General features: G+C 35.6%; 16 protein-coding genes. All 16 read right to left on the bottom strand.

Going from position 1 to position 16,057, the window contains the following annotated elements; genetic code table 11:
- Positions 1–137: 137 nt before the first annotated feature.
- A complete protein-coding gene (locus tag EDD71_RS05070) occupies positions 138–2,396 on the bottom strand; it encodes an FtsK/SpoIIIE family DNA translocase (protein WP_133627663.1) in 2,259 nt (752 codons plus the stop codon).
- A gap of 97 nt (positions 2,397–2,493) precedes the next feature.
- Positions 2,494–3,225, bottom strand: a complete 732-nt coding sequence (locus EDD71_RS05075; protein ID WP_133627664.1) for a ClpP family protease — start codon at positions 3,223–3,225, stop codon at positions 2,494–2,496.
- Positions 3,226–3,395: 170 nt separating this feature from the next.
- The gene (gene dapG, locus EDD71_RS05080; RefSeq protein ID WP_133627665.1) at positions 3,396–4,580 is read right to left on the bottom strand and encodes an aspartate kinase; all 1,185 of its coding nucleotides are present in this window, start codon (positions 4,578–4,580) and stop codon (positions 3,396–3,398) included.
- Between the two features lie 82 nt (positions 4,581–4,662).
- Positions 4,663–4,917: a YlmC/YmxH family sporulation protein gene (locus EDD71_RS05085; protein ID WP_133627666.1), complete on the bottom strand. Its 255-nt coding sequence runs from the start codon at positions 4,915–4,917 to the stop codon at positions 4,663–4,665.
- 57 nt (positions 4,918–4,974) lie between these two features.
- Positions 4,975–5,415, bottom strand: coding sequence for a dUTP diphosphatase (dut, locus tag EDD71_RS05090; protein ID WP_133627667.1), 441 nt, complete (start codon positions 5,413–5,415; stop codon positions 4,975–4,977).
- Between the two features lie 2 nt (positions 5,416–5,417).
- Positions 5,418–6,677 carry a M16 family metallopeptidase gene (locus EDD71_RS05095; RefSeq protein WP_133627668.1) on the bottom strand — a complete coding sequence of 420 codons (1,260 nt, stop codon included), beginning with the start codon at positions 6,675–6,677 and terminating at the stop codon, positions 5,418–5,420.
- A 76-nt stretch (positions 6,678–6,753) separates the two neighbouring features.
- Positions 6,754–7,455: a polysaccharide deacetylase family protein gene (locus EDD71_RS05100; RefSeq protein ID WP_133627669.1), complete on the bottom strand. Its 702-nt coding sequence runs from the start codon at positions 7,453–7,455 to the stop codon at positions 6,754–6,756.
- 87 nt (positions 7,456–7,542) lie between these two features.
- Positions 7,543–9,648, bottom strand: coding sequence for a polyribonucleotide nucleotidyltransferase (locus EDD71_RS05105; RefSeq protein WP_133627670.1), 2,106 nt, complete (start codon positions 9,646–9,648; stop codon positions 7,543–7,545).
- Between the two features lie 178 nt (positions 9,649–9,826).
- Entirely contained in the window at positions 9,827–10,102 is a 276-nt protein-coding gene (gene rpsO, locus EDD71_RS05110; protein WP_133627671.1) for a 30S ribosomal protein S15, read from the bottom strand.
- 94 nt (positions 10,103–10,196) lie between these two features.
- On the bottom strand, positions 10,197–11,138 hold the full coding sequence (locus EDD71_RS05115; RefSeq protein WP_133627672.1) for a bifunctional riboflavin kinase/FAD synthetase: 942 nt from the start codon (positions 11,136–11,138) through the stop codon (positions 10,197–10,199).
- 11 nt (positions 11,139–11,149) lie between these two features.
- On the bottom strand, positions 11,150–12,022 hold the full coding sequence (truB, locus tag EDD71_RS05120) for a tRNA pseudouridine(55) synthase TruB (protein ID WP_133627673.1): 873 nt from the start codon (positions 12,020–12,022) through the stop codon (positions 11,150–11,152).
- A complete protein-coding gene (locus EDD71_RS05125) occupies positions 12,022–12,990 on the bottom strand; it encodes a DHH family phosphoesterase (RefSeq protein ID WP_133627674.1) in 969 nt (322 codons plus the stop codon). The genes truB and EDD71_RS05125 overlap by 1 nt, the downstream gene beginning before the upstream one ends.
- Complete coding sequence (gene rbfA, locus EDD71_RS05130) at positions 12,987–13,337, bottom strand: 30S ribosome-binding factor RbfA (protein WP_133627675.1); 351 nt, start codon at positions 13,335–13,337, stop codon at positions 12,987–12,989. The genes EDD71_RS05125 and rbfA overlap by 4 nt, the downstream gene beginning before the upstream one ends.
- A gap of 13 nt (positions 13,338–13,350) precedes the next feature.
- A complete protein-coding gene (infB, locus tag EDD71_RS05135; protein WP_133627676.1) occupies positions 13,351–15,480 on the bottom strand; it encodes a translation initiation factor IF-2 in 2,130 nt (709 codons plus the stop codon).
- The gene (locus EDD71_RS05140) at positions 15,467–15,796 is read right to left on the bottom strand and encodes a L7Ae/L30e/S12e/Gadd45 family ribosomal protein (protein ID WP_133627677.1); all 330 of its coding nucleotides are present in this window, start codon (positions 15,794–15,796) and stop codon (positions 15,467–15,469) included. Before EDD71_RS05140 ends, infB begins: the two co-directional genes overlap by 14 nt.
- Positions 15,786–16,055, bottom strand: coding sequence for an RNase P modulator RnpM (gene rnpM, locus EDD71_RS05145; protein ID WP_133627678.1), 270 nt, complete (start codon positions 16,053–16,055; stop codon positions 15,786–15,788). The genes EDD71_RS05140 and rnpM overlap by 11 nt, the downstream gene beginning before the upstream one ends.
- Positions 16,056–16,057 lie beyond the last annotated feature (2 nt).

Consider the following 16,057-nt stretch of genomic DNA (forward strand, 5'->3'; position numbering starts at 1 on the left):
CATAATATTTCACTAAATATCTTTATTTTACAGACCTTTTTATTTTATGACAAACATATCTTTAATCATACATATCATATCATAACAAATTTGATATAATACGACAATATAAAATAGAGCAAAAGAAACCTTTTGCCCTATAAACTATCATCAATCTCGCTCTTTTTCATTATTACCTGTCTTGGCTTGCTTCCCTCCTGAGGTCCTACAATGCCCCTAAGTTCCATTTCTTCAATCAGCCTTGCCGCCCTATTAAATCCTATTCGAAGCCTTCTTTGAAGCATAGATGCGGAAACCTGGCCGTAATCAATGGCTATATTTATGGCTTCAGGCAGTAATTCATCAGTCTCTCTGTCAATTTCAGATAAATCGGATTTATTTTCAATTTCCTCAATTATTTCGCTATCGTAGGTAGTACTTGTGGACTGCTTTAGAAATTCTACAACTTTCTCCACTTCTTTTTCAGATATAAACGCTCCCTGTATCCTGATGGGCTTACTTTCACCAATGGGCATAAACAGCATATCACCTTTACCAAGCAGCTTTTCGGCCCCTGACATATCAAGTATAGTTCTTGAATCTATCTGGCTGGAAACAGCAAAGGAAATTCTAGAAGGTATATTAGCCTTAATTACACCTGTTATAACGTCTACAGATGGTCTCTGGGTTGCAATAACAAGATGCATTCCTGCCGCCCTTGCCATTTGCGCGAGCCTGCATACTGCATCTTCAACATCGTTTGGTGCAACCATCATAAGGTCTGCAAGCTCATCTATAATGATCACAATCTGAGGAAGCCTCTTTTCAGGATCCTTGGATTCCATCAGGCTATTGTAACTTTCTATATTTCTCACATTGTTATCTGCAAACAGCTTATATCTTTGTGTCATCTCATTTACAGCCCAGTAAAGAGCTGACGCAGCCTTCTTAGGATCAGTAACAACAGGTATAAGAAGGTGAGGAATGCCGTTATAAACAGAAAGTTCAACAACTTTTGGATCTATCATAAGAAGCCTGACTTCTGCAGGAGAGGCTTTATATATTAAGCTTATTATGAGGGTATTTATACATACGCTTTTTCCAGAGCCTGTAGCCCCTGCAATAAGAAGATGAGGCATCTTAGACAAATCAGTAACTATACATCTTCCACCTATATCCTTTCCAAGGGCAAATGCAAGTTTTGAATTGAATTCCATAAACTCATTGGATTCTATAACTTCCCTTAAAGTTACGGGCACCACCTCTTTATTCGGTACCTCTATGCCGACGGCTGCCTTTCCAGGTATGGGCGCCTCTATTCTTACGGAAGGTGCTGCAAGATTTAGAGCAATGTCGTCTGCAAGATTTACTATTCTGCTTACCTTTACTCCTGGGCTTGGATGAAGTTCATATCTTGTTACAGATGGCCCTCTGCTGACCTGTACAACCTTTGCATCCACACTAAAGCTTTGAAGCGTGTCTTCAAGTATTCTTGCGTTATTTAATAAATCCTTTTTATCCTGAGAATTGGATATATTTTTATTTTCATTCAATAAGTTAATATCTGGATAAACATATTCGACATTTCTCGACTCATTTCTGTTTTTAATTATTTCATCCTCAATATCATCACTTTCCGTTTCTTTCTTTCTATTATATTGTTTATACTTATCCTTATCGTTATCTTTATTCGATTGTTCAAGCTTTAAATAATCTAGAACCTTTATCTTTCTATCTATCTTTTCGATGTTCTCTTCATACATCTTTCTGTCCTCTTCAGCGGCAGCTTCTACAGAATTGTTTATAACAGGATTGCTATCATCGATTAATATTTTTCTTTGTTTTTTATTTATTTTTAAATCTTTTAATCTACCAAGGACCAAATTAGCAATTTCACCAATTGAAACCTCTAATGCTAGTACAACAAGTATTAATCCAGCACAAACCAATACTATATACGATCCAATCCTGCCGAAAATATATAGAAGAGGTATGTTTACAAGCTCACTAATTATTCCCCCTCCTCTTGAATTAAGCCCCAGTTTGAATGATTCCTCAAGCCTATCTATCAATCCACGGTTTATGTTTGAATATGAAAAAGTATTGTTTATTAAAAGCATCAAGTCGTATATAATTCCTACAATAGACATAAACCTCTGACTTATTTTTATGACTCCTTTATTTATAACAAGTGCACTTCCTATTATAAAAACAAAAATGGGAAATAAATATGCCCCAATCCCCAATAGGCCTAAAAAAAACTCTCTAAAGAACATGCCAGCGATTCCAGAGGGCTTAATATATATACTTAAACCAATAAGGAAGGATAAGGCTACTAAAACGATCCCATAAATTTCATTTTTATAGCTGCTTTTACTATTACCTTTACTGCGTAACTTTTTATTTCGTCTTGCCATTATATCACCACCCAATATATTATTCTATACCGCCTGAAATTTCCCTTCAAACGTTGTTAATCATTGTTATTATATTTAAAATAAAAAGCAAATGCAATTACTGCACTTGCCTCTTATTGATCATATCCCTTAATTTGGATATAGCATCGCTTATACCACCGATGCTATCTATAAGACCCACATCTACAGCCTGTTGGCCAATAAGTATAGTGCCCATATCATTTACTAGTTCATCGGTTTGAAGCATAAGCTCCCTAACCTTTTCATGACCTATTTTTGAATTTCTGACAATAAAGCTTATAATTCGCTCCTGCATTTTTCTGAAGTATTCAAATGTTTGTGGAACTCCTATCACAAGTCCATTCATTCTAATTGGATGAATTATCATTGTTGCAGTGGGAGATATAAATGAGAACTGCGATGATACTGCAAGAGGAACGCCGATACTGTGTCCTCCTCCTACAACCAGTGAAACCGTTGGCTTAGAGAGACTGTTTATCATTTCTGCAATAGCTAGCCCAGCTTCTACATCTCCCCCAACAGTATTAAGTATAACAAGAAGGCCTTTTATATTTGGATTTTCTTCAATTGCCACCAACTGTGGAATAACATGTTCATATTTTGTAGATTTAGTTTGAGGCGGCAATACTCCATGGCCTTCTATCTGGCCAATAATCGGAAGAGTATAAATATCTGAAACAGGTCTTGGAATTTCCGAAGCGCCTATTTCCTTTAAGTTTTGAAGCTCTTTATTTTTAATTGTTTCTGATGGAGTTTCCTCGGTTTTAAACTCAAATTTTTTCTCATCCAGTTCCTTTTTTCCTGACATTAAATCACCTCATTTTAGTGGTATACTTTCCTTAATATTTTATCCATTAATTTATAATATTATGGGGAATAAAGATAAATTGATTCTGTAACGGATTATTTAAAACCTCAGTTTAATAAAAAAAAAGAAAAACCTTGATACATCAAAGTTTTTCTTTCTAATACAATTGATTAAAGAGAGAATTCTTTGTGGAGTGCATTAATTGCCTTTATGGTATCTTCTTCACTGACAAGGCACCAAATTGTTGTATGGGAATCTGCCGTTTGAAGTACTTTAATATTGTTTTGAACAAGTGTCTTTAGTATTTTAGCCATGACACCTGGAACGCCTCTCATGCCATTTCCAATTAACGCTATCTTGCTGCAGTTATTTATGATACTGTATTCCAGTCCTAAATCCTTCAATATGTTATTTACCCTCAAAGAATCCTTGCCATCTATAGTAAATACTCTATATTCGGGAAATACATTTATAAGATCAATGCTTATGCCGCACCCGGCAAGTATTTCAAATAAATCCTTTTCATTGCCAGTGTCTTTACATTTAACGCTTATCTGGCTTCTGTTTGACATATGAGTTATTCCCGTTACAATTCTTCCTTCATTGTGCTTTGCTGATGTAATCATAGTTCCTTGAGCATCTGACATAGTATTTTTTATCCATAACGGCACGTTTCCACGCATTGCATATTCAACAGCCTTTGGATGTATAACCTTTGCCCCCTGGTCAGCAAGTTGAAATACTTCATTATAACTTATTTTTTCTATAACTTTTGCTTCCGGGACTATTCTCGGATCAGCGGTCATTATTCCATCAACATCCGTGTAAATTTCAATCGCTTCCGCCCTTAAGGCTTCTCCTAGAACAGCACCTGTTACATCACTGCCTCCCCTTCCCAGGGTTGTAATATCGCCTTCAGAAGTCATTCCTTGAAAACCTGTAACTATAGGAACAATGCCTTTATTTAACAAATCAATTATTCTTTTAGTATCAACTCTTAATATTGTCGCATCATTAAAGTTATCATCCGTTATAATCCCCGCCTGGCCGCCAGTTAATACACTGGATTTGATTCCACGCCTTTGCAGGGTTTCTGCCATGACAACAGCTGATATAATCTCTCCACAACTCATTAATAAATCCATTTCTCTTTTTTCAAGATGGGTTTCGTTATTATTAATAAGTGAAAGAAGCGTATCAGTAGCATAGGGATCACCTTTTCTACCTATTGCAGATACAACTACAACGGGAGAATACCCTTTTTCAATTGCACTTTCTATTTTATTCGAAACTAATTCTCTTCTCTGCTGAGTTGCAACAGACGTACCTCCGAATTTTTGTATGATTATCCTCATATAAAACTGCCTCCTTATATTAAATTGCACATGCTAACTAATAATATAATATACACCTATATAAGGAGGTTGTGAAGAAAACTTATACTGTAAAGTCAAAAAGTAACGTTTTAGTTCCTCCCTTAAGCCTCTTGTCTCTCTTGTCCCACGGTATTTCCAGAAAATCACCTTCCTTAAATGAAAAAATAGAAGACTTCCCCTGGCTTACAAGTATCTTATCTATCTTTCCAGTTTTCTTATTGAAAACAATTTCGCAATCTCCAAAATACCCATACTTGTCTCCATTGTATATATTTATTATTTCAAGCGATGCTACCTCTGAAAGCCTTTTACCCATAGTTTTTTCCCTCCTTTTGTCTTTAACATATTATTATATATATTAAAAAAGGGCGGTTTATATACCAGTTGAACCAAAACCGCCTTCTCCTCTTGTTGTACTTTCCAGATTCTCTACTTCGACTATTTGAGGGATTTCAATCTTATTTATTACCATCTGTGCAATTCTGTCTCCACGATGAATCGTAAAATTTTCCTTTCCAAAATTTATCATAATCAAATTTATTTCTCCCCTATAATCACTATCTATTGTACCTGGTGTATTCACAAAAGAAATACCATGTTTAAGTGCCAGACCACTCCTTGGCCTTATCTGCGCTTCATAGCCCTCTGGCAGCGATATTGCAATTCCTGTTGGAATAAGTTTAATTTCACCAGGTTTAATTATGACATCATCTTTCACATTTGCAAATAAATCCATTCCTGCAGCGCCTTTAGTCATGTAGTTGGGTAAAGGCAAATCTCTGGCAGATTCTATTCTTTTAATGTATAACTTCATAATTACCTCCAGACTATTTTCTTAAAATCTTCCTGATTTACATTTCTTCCAACGGCAGCTGCAGATATAATTCCTTCACTGAATACGTAATCTATTGTCTCGTATACATCTTCTTTTGTTATGCTGTCTATTTTATCTAAAATTTCCTTTGGCTCGCTTATCTTTTTTAGCATGATCTCTGACTTTCCCATACTGAACATTCTACTTGATACGCTTTCAAGTCCAAGAATATAGCTGCCTTTTAACTGTTCCTTTGCCTTTTTAATCTTGTCATCGTCTATTTTTTTGAGGAGTATATTCTGTATTTCGTTGTGTACAAGTTCCATAGCATTTTCAATATAATTTTCATTGAGGGCAAAATAAATATTATAGATACCAGCATTTTTATATGAAGAAGGATATGAGTAGATTGTATAAACATAACCCTTTTCTTCCCTAAGCTTCTGAAAAAGTTGTGAACTGGTTCCTCCACCAAAATAATTATTTACTGCCAGAAGCGTATAGAGTCTATCGTTTCCAAGCTCTATCCCCTTTAATGTAAGACATATATGAACTTGCTCAATATCCTTGTTTTTAACCAGGATTTCTTTATTGGGAACAGGTGATGAAATCATTGGGTTGAAATTACTTTTTCTGGTTAAATTTCCAAAGAAGTCTTCAAGCTTATAGATCAATTTATCTTCATCAAAATTGCCTGCAACTGAAATTACAATATTATGGGGATTATAGGTTTTTAGGATGTAATCCATTATGATGTCTTTGTTCATATTTTTTATAGTTTGCTCAGTACCAAGTATAGGATATGCCAGTGTATCGTTTTTCCATGTCGCATATGACAGCAAATCCGCAACTAGTTCTTCAGGCGAATCCTCATACATATATATCTCTTCTTGAATTACGCTTTTTTCCTTCTCAATATCCTCCTCTGAAAGGCGCGGGTTAATCAGCATATCACTCAATACATCTATTCCTGTCTCATAATGCTGATCTAAAAGCTTTACATAAAAACATGTTGCTTCCTTCCCTGTAAAGGCATTTATTTGTCCTCCTAATTCCTCTATTTCGCTTGCCAGCTGTTTTGCACTTCTATTATAAGTTCCCTTAAAAAGCATATGTTCTATAAAATGTGATACTCCATTGTTGTGCTCGTTTTCATACCTTGAACCACTGCCTATCCATACACCTATACTGATGGAATTTACATATGGAATATACTCTGTAACAACTTTGATACCATTCTTTAATGTATATCTTTTGTGCATAATTTCCTCCCGTACTTCATAATTTAGCACTTTAATTATAAATAATATTTTTGCCTCAAGCAACCTTTAGCAGACTTTAATTTTCCTTTAAAAGCTCAGGAACTGACTTGATTTCATATCCCTGACTTTCAATATAATTAATAATCCTTTCAAAATTATCTGCTGTAACCTGCTTTGGATGTATGAGTATTATTCCTCCTGGATGCAGCTTTTTTCTTATTCTCTCCAGTATAAGCTCACCGGTTGCATCCTTTCTCCAATCTATCGTATCTATACTCCAGGTTATCATCTTATAGTTCAACGAGTTAACGATGCTAATGGTATTTTCATCATAATCTCCAGAAGGTGGTTCGAACAGATATGTCCTAACTCCTGAAATTTTATATATTATATCCTCGGCATCCTTTATCTCTCTGATATTTCTTTCTCTGCTGATTCTAGACGGGAGTTTATGATTATACCCGTGGTTCTGTATATCCTGCCCCATATTTTTTAACAATTTGACACAGTCAGCATTGTTTTTAACCCATATTCCTCCCAAAAAAAAGCTTATTTTTATATTTTTCTTATTTAATACTTTTACCATTCTTTTAATTTGATCACTTCCCTCATACACATTGCATGCAATGGCAACAACTTTTTTATCAGTTTTGACACTTGTTATAGGAAGTGATTTTTGAATATAAGCTATTTCATCTGCATTAAAAAATATTAAAGATAATATTAACATAATTATTATTATGGAAACTATAAACAATTTGGAATTTAAATTATTCAAATACTCAAGCCTCCTAACATTTCTTTATATATTATTATTCACATCAGGAGGCTAAAATAACACAAAAAGGCTTATGCATAAGCCCTTTTATTCTTTGTTTTCTTCTAATTCTTTTTTAATGAGATCCTTTCTTGACAAGTTGATTCTTCCCTGACTGTCGATATCTATTACTTTTACAAGTACTTCGTCTCCTACGTTTAATACGTCCTCAACTTTGTTAACTCTTTCATGCGCAAGCTTTGATATATGAACAAGACCTTCTTTTCCAGGAAGCACCTCAACAAATGCTCCAAAGGATGTTATTCTATTAACCTTTCCAAGATATATATCGCCAGGCTGTATTTCCTTGGTTATGCCTTCAATTATCCTTTGAGCCTTTTTCCCGCTTTCCATATCAGTTGCACATATGAATAACCTTCCATCATCTTCTATATCTATTTTGACTCCTGTATCGGCAATTATCTTGTTGATAGTCTTACCGCCAGGTCCGATTACTTCTCTTATTTTGTCAGGATCAATAGTCATGGTTATTATTCTTGGAGCATACTTCGAAAGCTCTTTTCTTGGTTCAGGGATTGTTTTTAACATATTGTCAAGTATTTCCATTCTAGCCTTTCTTGCTTGATAAATAGCCCTTTTAATTGCTTCCTCAGGCAGCCCTTTAAGCTTTGTATCAACTTGAATTGCTGTAATACCTTTCTCCGTACCTGCAACTTTAAAGTCCATATCTCCAAAGAAGTCCTCAAGGCCCTGTATATCAGTTAAAACCTCAACCTGTGACATATCTTCACTTGTCACAAGCCCCATAGCTATACCAGCAACTGGTCTTTTTATTGGAACTCCAGCATCCATAAGTGCAAGTGTACTTGCACAAACGCTCGCCTGAGAAGTTGAACCATTTGAACTTAAAACTTCAGATACAAGCCTTATAGTATATGGGAATTCATCTTCACTTGGAATTACTGGTTCCAGTGCCCTTTCAGCAAGCGCACCATGGCCTATTTCTCTTCTTCCTGGTCCCCTTAAAAATTTAACTTCACCAGTGCTATACGGAGGGAAATTATAATGATGCATATATCTTTTAGCATCTTCGTCCCCAAGGCCATCAAGTATCTGCACGTCTCCAAGAGCACCCAATGTAGCTACAGTCAATACTTGCGTTTGCCCTCTTTGGAAAAGTCCCGATCCATGTGTCCTTGGAAGTATTGAAACCTCGGAACTTAATGGTCTTATCTCTTCAAAACCTCTTCCATCCGGCCTTCTTTTATCTTCAAGTATCATCTTTCTCACATGTTCTTTTTGTATTCTATACATTACATCTGCAATATCCTTTTCACTTTCTGGGAATATTTCCGCAAAGTGTTCAAGAACTTCCTGTTCAACTAAATCTGTGTGTTCCTGTCTTTCCTGCCTGTCTGTATATTGCATTGCCTCCCAGAGTTTGTCAGTTGCATACTCCCTTACAGCATTTTCAATCTCTTCAGAAACCTTATAGATTTGTGGTATAACTTTTTCCTTTCCTACTTTGGCTGTAACCTCTTCCTGAAATTTAATTAAATCCTGGCAAGCTTCAAATCCATACATTATAGCGTCTATCATTACATCTTCAGGTACTTCATCAGCGCCTGCTTCTATCATCATTACCCTTTCCCTGGTAGCACATACAAGCAGATGAAGATCGCTCTTTTCCCTTTGCTCAGCAGTTGGATTCAAAACGAATTTATCTTCTATTCTTCCAACTAAAACAGCCGCCACAGGGCCTTCAAAGGGGATATCGGAAATACATAGAGCTAAAGAAGCACCATTAATTGCAAGTACTTCTGGTGGATTATCAGGTTCAACCGATAACACTGTACAAATAACTTGGACATCATTTCTATATCCCTTTGGAAATAAGGGCCTTATAGGCCTATCAATAGACCTTGCTGAAAGAATTGCTTTTTCAGTTGGCTTACCCTCTCTCTTGATAAAACCACCGGGTATTTTACCTACTGCATACAGCCTTTCTTCATAATCAACGCTTAAAGGGAAAAAATCAACCCCTTCTTTAGGTTCCTTTGCTGCATTAGCTGTTACCAGTACAGCAGTATCTCCGTAGCTAATCATAACTGCTCCATTTGATAACATTGCATATTTACCTGTATCAGCTTTCATTATCCTTCCAGCAAAAGTAGTGCTCAGTATTTCTTGCATTAATTAACCTCCTCTCATTAAATAACTACCTTAATAGTATGCCATATTTTTTCAGATTTTAAAACAGGCCTTATTCTTTATTATACCATAATTACCATTAAAGTGACTATATAAACGAGCGTTATGCTTTCAATGATATGTACAAAAAATAATGGAGCGGACAGCCGCCCCATTATTTCTAATCTCTCTCGATTGTTCTTATTCCAAGTTCATCTATTATAGCACGATATCTTTCGATGTCTGTTTTTAGAAGATAGTTAAGTAACCCTCTTCTTTGACCAACCATTTTAAGAAGTCCTCTTCTTGAGTGATGGTCCTTCTTATGAACCTTTAAATGATCGGTTAAATGATTAATTCTTTCTGTTAAAAGAGCGATTTGAACTTCTGGTGATCCTGTATCACCTTCGTGTCTCTGATACTTAGTTATTATTTCTTGCTTTCTTGCCTTATCCATATTGCACCTCCTGAATTTATAAACGCCTCATGCCAGCTTTTGCGACGGAGAACCGCAGAACCCAGCATAGGTTACAAGGGTTATTATATCAAAGCTAACGTTGCTTGTAAACATTGTTTTTATTAAAATATTCCCTTGCAGTATTTATATCCATTAATACCCTGTCCTTTAGTTCATCAATTGATTCGAACTTCCTCTCTTCCCTTAAGAATTCAACAAATTCAATCTTTATCTTTTTATTATAAAGGTTGCCTTCAAAGTTAAAGATGTGAACTTCAATCAACCTTTCATTTTTACCGACAGTGGGTTTATTACCTACATTTGATATTGAGGAATAAGCTATTCCATCAACGTATGTCCATGTGATATATACGCCATTTTTAATACATAAATTGTTAGATATCGGTACATTTGCAGTAGGAAAACCTAGCTTTCGTCCCAGCTTATTTCCTTCTATTACTCTGCCAATATAAAAATAATTATGTCCTAATAGAATATTGGCTTCAGATAATTCACCAGATTCGATTTTCTCTCTTATAATGCTGCTTGATATATTTCGTTCTTCAAATGACACCTTATCAATTACATTAAGTTCATATCCAAGCTTTTCTTGATACTTTTCAAGGAGTTTGACATCACCTTTACCATATTTTCCAAATGTATAGTTATAACCACAAACAAGCACCCTTGCTCTTAATTTTCTCTTAAGAAGAAAAAGGAATTCTTCTGCATCGGTACCTGCAAAGTCTTCATTAAAGTCTGTAAAAAATAAGTAATCGACTCCAAGCCCTTCAATGATATTTGCTTTGGTATTATTGTCTGTCAATATCTTTACTTCTGTACCAGGCCTTAAAACCATAAGAGGATGCTTATTAAATGTAAAAACTGCGCTTTTAATACCTTTTTTCTTTCCTTCATAAACTGCTCTTTCAATTATTTTTTGATGCCCCCTATGGACACCATCAAATGTTCCTAAAGCAATACTTAATTCATCATGTACGATTATGTTTTCAAACTTATCTTCAACTATTTTCATTGCAAACACCTTTACAACATTAGTTTATCTATTTTTAACAAGTTACCTTTTACTTTACCAATACCAATGAACTCCTTATCTTGTGAATATACTTTTAATGATTCATCCCTGCTACAATTCTCATTACTTTTGATCCTAACTGCATTTCCATTTATCAATCTATGAGAAACCTTATCATCAACATAAATAGATCTCATATTAAGAGCAAAGTCAGGATTAAATAGGTAGTTTTTTAAACTATCTTTATTTATATTATCCAAAATACAGCTGTTTTTTAAATTAAAATTACCCGTAGCCTCTCTTAAAAGAAAGCTCATATATCCACCGCATCCGAGTTCATACCCTATATCATTACATATGCTTCTTATATATGTACCCTTTGAACATGTAATCCTCATCATTATAACAGGTGGATCAAATTTCAAAACTTCTATAGCATAGATTATAACCCTTCGTGCAGGGATGTCAACCTCCACTCCTCGCCTTGCAAGCTCGTAGCTTCTCTTTCCATTTATTTTTACTGCTGAATATGCCGGGGGTTTTTGATAAATTTCACCTTTAAATTTTTTCAATACCCCATTAAACTCGTCAATTGTTAAATCCTTAACCTTCTTATCTTCTTCATATAAAAAGGTGCCATATTTGTCATAGGTATCCGTTACATTACCGAGGGTTAACTCACATATATAGCTCTTTTTATCGTTCAATATATAATCTACAATTTTGGTTGCCTTTCCAATACAAATGGGGAGAACACCGGCAGCCCCTGGATCCAGCGTTCCAGTGTGTCCAACCTTTTTTATTCCTGTTACTTTTCTGATATATGAAACAACATCATAAGAAGTCATTCCAGGAGGCTTGAGTACATTCAATATGCCGTTCATTATTGCATCCCTTCCATAGCCTTTTGTACTTCGCTTATTATATGATTTTTCACATCCGTCATGCTGCCTTTAATTGTACATCCTGCTGCCCTTATGTGCCCTCCTCCGCCGAATTTCTCTGCAATTTTTCTAACATCAATGTATTCCTTTGATCTCAAACTTACCCTGCATAAGCCATTGCTTAATTCTTTAATAAATACGGCAACTTCAACACTATCAATGTCCCTTGCTATATTTACAAACTCGCCTGCATCTTCCTCACTTGCATTACATTCTTCCAGCATTTCTTTATTAAGGCTCATTAGGGCTAACTTATTATCTAACGCCATTTCAAGCGTCGAAGTTACCTTTGACATCAGCCTTACCTGTGGCAGGGTCTTTACATCATATACTTTGCTGTATATGTCGGTAAAGTTTATTCCTGTATTTATCAAGTCACCTGCAATAGAAAAAGTCATGGAAGTTGTATTTGAATACTTAAATCCTCCTGTGTCAGTTAAAATAGATGTATAAAGGCACATTGCAACATTTTTCGATATTTCGAAACCGTTCAGCTTTAATAACTGATATATCATTTCTCCAACACTGGACGAATTAGTATCTACGATATTAAGATCTCCAAATAAATTATTGGTTATATGATGATCTATATTGACAACTGTATCCGAAACCTTAATCAATTCTTTACACCTTCCTGTTCTGTCAGCATCTCCTGAGTCCAGAACAAAAAGGCAGCTATACCTTCCTTCAACGTTTTCTATACCTTTTATGTCATTAAACCCTGGTAGGAAGGAATATTTATAGGGAAGATTATCATCAATGAACATGTCAACACTTTTTCCAGATTCTTTAAGGGCATTATATAATCCAAGCATAGACCCAATGCTATCCCCATCTGGGGATAGATGGGCAGTAATAGCAAATTTATCTTTGCTCTTAATTATTTCGCCAATTCTTAAATAAATCATTCTTTTTTACCCAAGTCATTGAGGAGTCTGGAAATGTGAAGACTATGTTCAATAGATTTATCAATTTCAAATATAAGCTCAGGTGTATACCTTGCCTTTATTCTACTTCCTACCTCTTTTCTAATATAACCTGCTGCACTTTTTAACCCGTCAAGGCAGGCTTTCTTTTGTTCTTCATCTCCAAATACGCTAACATATACCTTAGCATATCTTAAATCATTTGTAACTTCCACAGAAGTGACGGAGGTAAGCATAGGTATGCGCGGATCCTTTAAATCATTTTGAATTATGCTGCTTATTATCTTTTTTATTTCTTCTGAAAGCCTGGAAATCCTGTTAAAGCTCATATAAAGCACCTCTTTATTTTCTTTCTACTTTTTCCATTGTATAGCCTTCAATTATGTCTCCTTCTTTTATGTCATTGAATCTTTCAATGGTTATTCCGCATTCATATCCTGCGGCTACTTCCCTTACATCATCCTTAAACCTCTTTAATGAGCTTATCTTTCCCTCATATATTACTATACCGTTTCTAATTACTCTTACATCATTGTTTCTGTTTATCTTACCTTCTTCGACATAGCAGCCAGCTATGGTACCAACACTTGAGACCTTAAAAGTTGCCCTGACTACAAGCTTTGCTGTTATAACCTCACTGTACTCCGGCTCAAGCATACCCTTCATAGCGGCGGTAACGTCATCGATTGCTTCGTATATTATTCTGTATGTCTTTATATCCACTTTTTCCCTCTCAGCAGCCTGCCTTGCCATAGAATCGGGCCTCACATTGAAACCTATAATTATGGCGTTTGAAGCCGAAGCTAGTGATACGTCGGTTTCAGTTATAGCGCCAACTCCACCATGTATAACCCTTACCCTTATTTCCTCATTAGATATCTTCTCAAGTGATTGTTTTAAAGCTTCAACTGAACCTTGAACATCTGCTTTTACAATTATATTAAGTTCCTTAACCTTTCCTTCTCGTATCTGACTGTATAGATCCTCAAGCGATACCTTTGAAGTTGACTCAAAATATTCAACCCTCTGCTTCTCTTGATTTATCTCGGCTATTTGTCTTGCTTTTTTATCATCCTCTACACAATATAAAATGTCTCCAGCATTGGGCACCTCTGAAAGTCCTAATACCTCCACTGGAATAGAGGGTGATGCGGATTTAACCTTCCTGCCCTTGTCATCTATCATTGCCCTTACCTTACCATATGCAGTTCCGGCAACGATAGCATCTCCAATATGAAGAGTACCTTTTTGCACAAGTACAGTTGCAACAGGTCCTCTTCCTTTATCAAGCTTAGCTTCAATGATAATTCCCTTTGCAGGTCTATCAGGATTAGCCTTTAGCTCCTGCATTTCAGCAACCAGAAGTATCATTTCCAACAGATTATCAATACCTTCTTTAGTTTTTGCTGAAACTGGAACGCAAATTGTATCTCCACCCCAATCCTCGGGGATAAGTCCATACTCGGTTAATTCCTGCTTTACTCTATCGGGATTTGCACCATTTTTATCAATCTTATTTATCGCAACAATTATTGGCACTTTGGCCGCTTTTGCGTGATTAATTGCCTCAATAGTTTGAGGCATAACACCATCGTCTGCAGCAACAACAAGCACTGCGATGTCAGTAGCCTGCGCTCCCCTTGATCTCATAGCTGTAAAAGCCTCATGTCCTGGAGTATCAAGGAAAACGATCTTATTATCGTCAATATCTACAGTATAGGCACCTATATGCTGTGTAATTCCACCAGCTTCTGACTCTGTTACCCTTGAGTGTCTTATGCAATCAAGAAGCGATGTTTTACCATGGTCAACATGTCCCATGACAGTTACAACTGGAGGCCTTGGTTTTAAATCCTCCTCTTTATCTTCAAAATCATTTATTAAGACCTCTTTTTTATCCTTCTTCTCTTCTTTTTCAAGCAGGATGCCATATTGCTCAGCAATTTTTTCAGCAACTTCAAAGGTTATTTCATGATTTATGGAAGCCATTACGCCTGACAGAATAAGCTTCTTTATTATTTCTGAAGCAGGCTTTTTAATTCTTTCAGCAAAATCCCCAACCTTTATGGTATCTGGTATTTGTACAAGTTTTATTTCCTCTAAACATTCTTCGCTTTTTTTCCCTTCCCTTATAAAGCGATTCTTTGGTTTCTCTGATTTTGGTCTTTTCCTTATCTTCTCATTTCTTTTAAAGTCATCATCTAGAAGCTCAAGCTCATCAAAGTCCTCATCCTTATTCTTTTCCTCATCCGATGTTTTGCTAGAACTCTTCGCATTATCCATAGATGATGCATCATCATCTTTTTTCTGAATTTCTTCTACAAACTCAAGAATTATGTTTGCATCATCTCCTTCTATAACACTCATATGATTTTTAACTTCTATCCCAAACTCCTTATTTATAAGCTCAATAACCTCTTTACTGGACATATTAAGCCTTTTAGCAAGTTCATATATTCTAACTTTTGACAATATCTGCACCCCCATTATCGTTCATTTTTTTTACAAAAGCATTTGCAAAACCATCATCGTTTACTGATAAAACTGCCGTGCTTGATTTTCCGATATGGCTTCCAAGATGTTCCTTTGTACCAAAATATACAAAGGGTATACCTCGATATCTTGCCGAATCAACAAATCTTTTTTTAGTATTTTCCGATGCATCTTCAGCTATAATAATAAGTCTGCTTTTTCCCTTTTTAATATCATATTCTACTGCATCATCACCAGAGGAAAGCCTTCCGGACTTTTTCATAAGACCGATAAAAGAATAAAGGTTATTGCCCATTTGAAAGCTCCTCCCTTAACTTTTCATATATGTCCTCTGAAATTTTAGTTTCAAATGCACGCTCAAACCTTTTCGCTTTAATAGCCTTTTCCAAACACTCTATATCCCTGCAGATATATGCACCCCTTCCTGAGGCTTTACCCGTTAAATCAATCTTTATTTCGCCTTCAGGGCTTTTAACAACTCTAATCAATTCCTTTTTGGCCTTCATCGTTTGACATCCTATGCACATTCTTTGTGGAATTTTTTTTACTTTCATAG

The organism is Fonticella tunisiensis (genome assembly GCF_004364155.1).
In the GTDB taxonomy this organism is placed as follows: Bacteria; Bacillota; Clostridia; order Clostridiales; family Caloramatoraceae; genus Fonticella; species Fonticella tunisiensis.

Coding starts and splice junctions, on each gene's coding strand:
- EDD71_RS05125 (WP_133627674.1), bottom strand. CDS start 12,990: ATGATTTATTTAAGAATTGGCGAAATAATTAAGAGCAAAGATAAATTT.
- dapG (WP_133627665.1), bottom strand. CDS start 4,580: ATGAGGATAATCATACAAAAATTCGGAGGTACGTCTGTTGCAACTCAG.
- rbfA (WP_133627675.1), bottom strand. CDS start 13,337: ATGAGCTTTAACAGGATTTCCAGGCTTTCAGAAGAAATAAAAAAGATA.
- dut (WP_133627667.1), bottom strand. CDS start 5,415: ATGAAGTTATACATTAAAAGAATAGAATCTGCCAGAGATTTGCCTTTA.
- EDD71_RS05115 (WP_133627672.1), bottom strand. CDS start 11,138: ATGAAAATAGTTGAAGATAAGTTTGAAAACATAATCGTACATGATGAA.
- EDD71_RS05070 (WP_133627663.1), bottom strand. CDS start 2,396: ATGGCAAGACGAAATAAAAAGTTACGCAGTAAAGGTAATAGTAAAAGC.
- truB (WP_133627673.1), bottom strand. CDS start 12,022: ATGAACGGCATATTGAATGTACTCAAGCCTCCTGGAATGACTTCTTAT.
- rnpM (WP_133627678.1), bottom strand. CDS start 16,055: ATGAAAGTAAAAAAAATTCCACAAAGAATGTGCATAGGATGTCAAACG.
- EDD71_RS05140 (WP_133627677.1), bottom strand. CDS start 15,796: ATGGGCAATAACCTTTATTCTTTTATCGGTCTTATGAAAAAGTCCGGA.
- EDD71_RS05095 (WP_133627668.1), bottom strand. CDS start 6,677: ATGCACAAAAGATATACATTAAAGAATGGTATCAAAGTTGTTACAGAG.
- EDD71_RS05085 (WP_133627666.1), bottom strand. CDS start 4,917: ATGGGTAAAAGGCTTTCAGAGGTAGCATCGCTTGAAATAATAAATATA.
- rpsO (WP_133627671.1), bottom strand. CDS start 10,102: ATGGATAAGGCAAGAAAGCAAGAAATAATAACTAAGTATCAGAGACAC.
- EDD71_RS05075 (WP_133627664.1), bottom strand. CDS start 3,225: ATGTCAGGAAAAAAGGAACTGGATGAGAAAAAATTTGAGTTTAAAACC.
- EDD71_RS05105 (WP_133627670.1), bottom strand. CDS start 9,648: ATGCAAGAAATACTGAGCACTACTTTTGCTGGAAGGATAATGAAAGCT.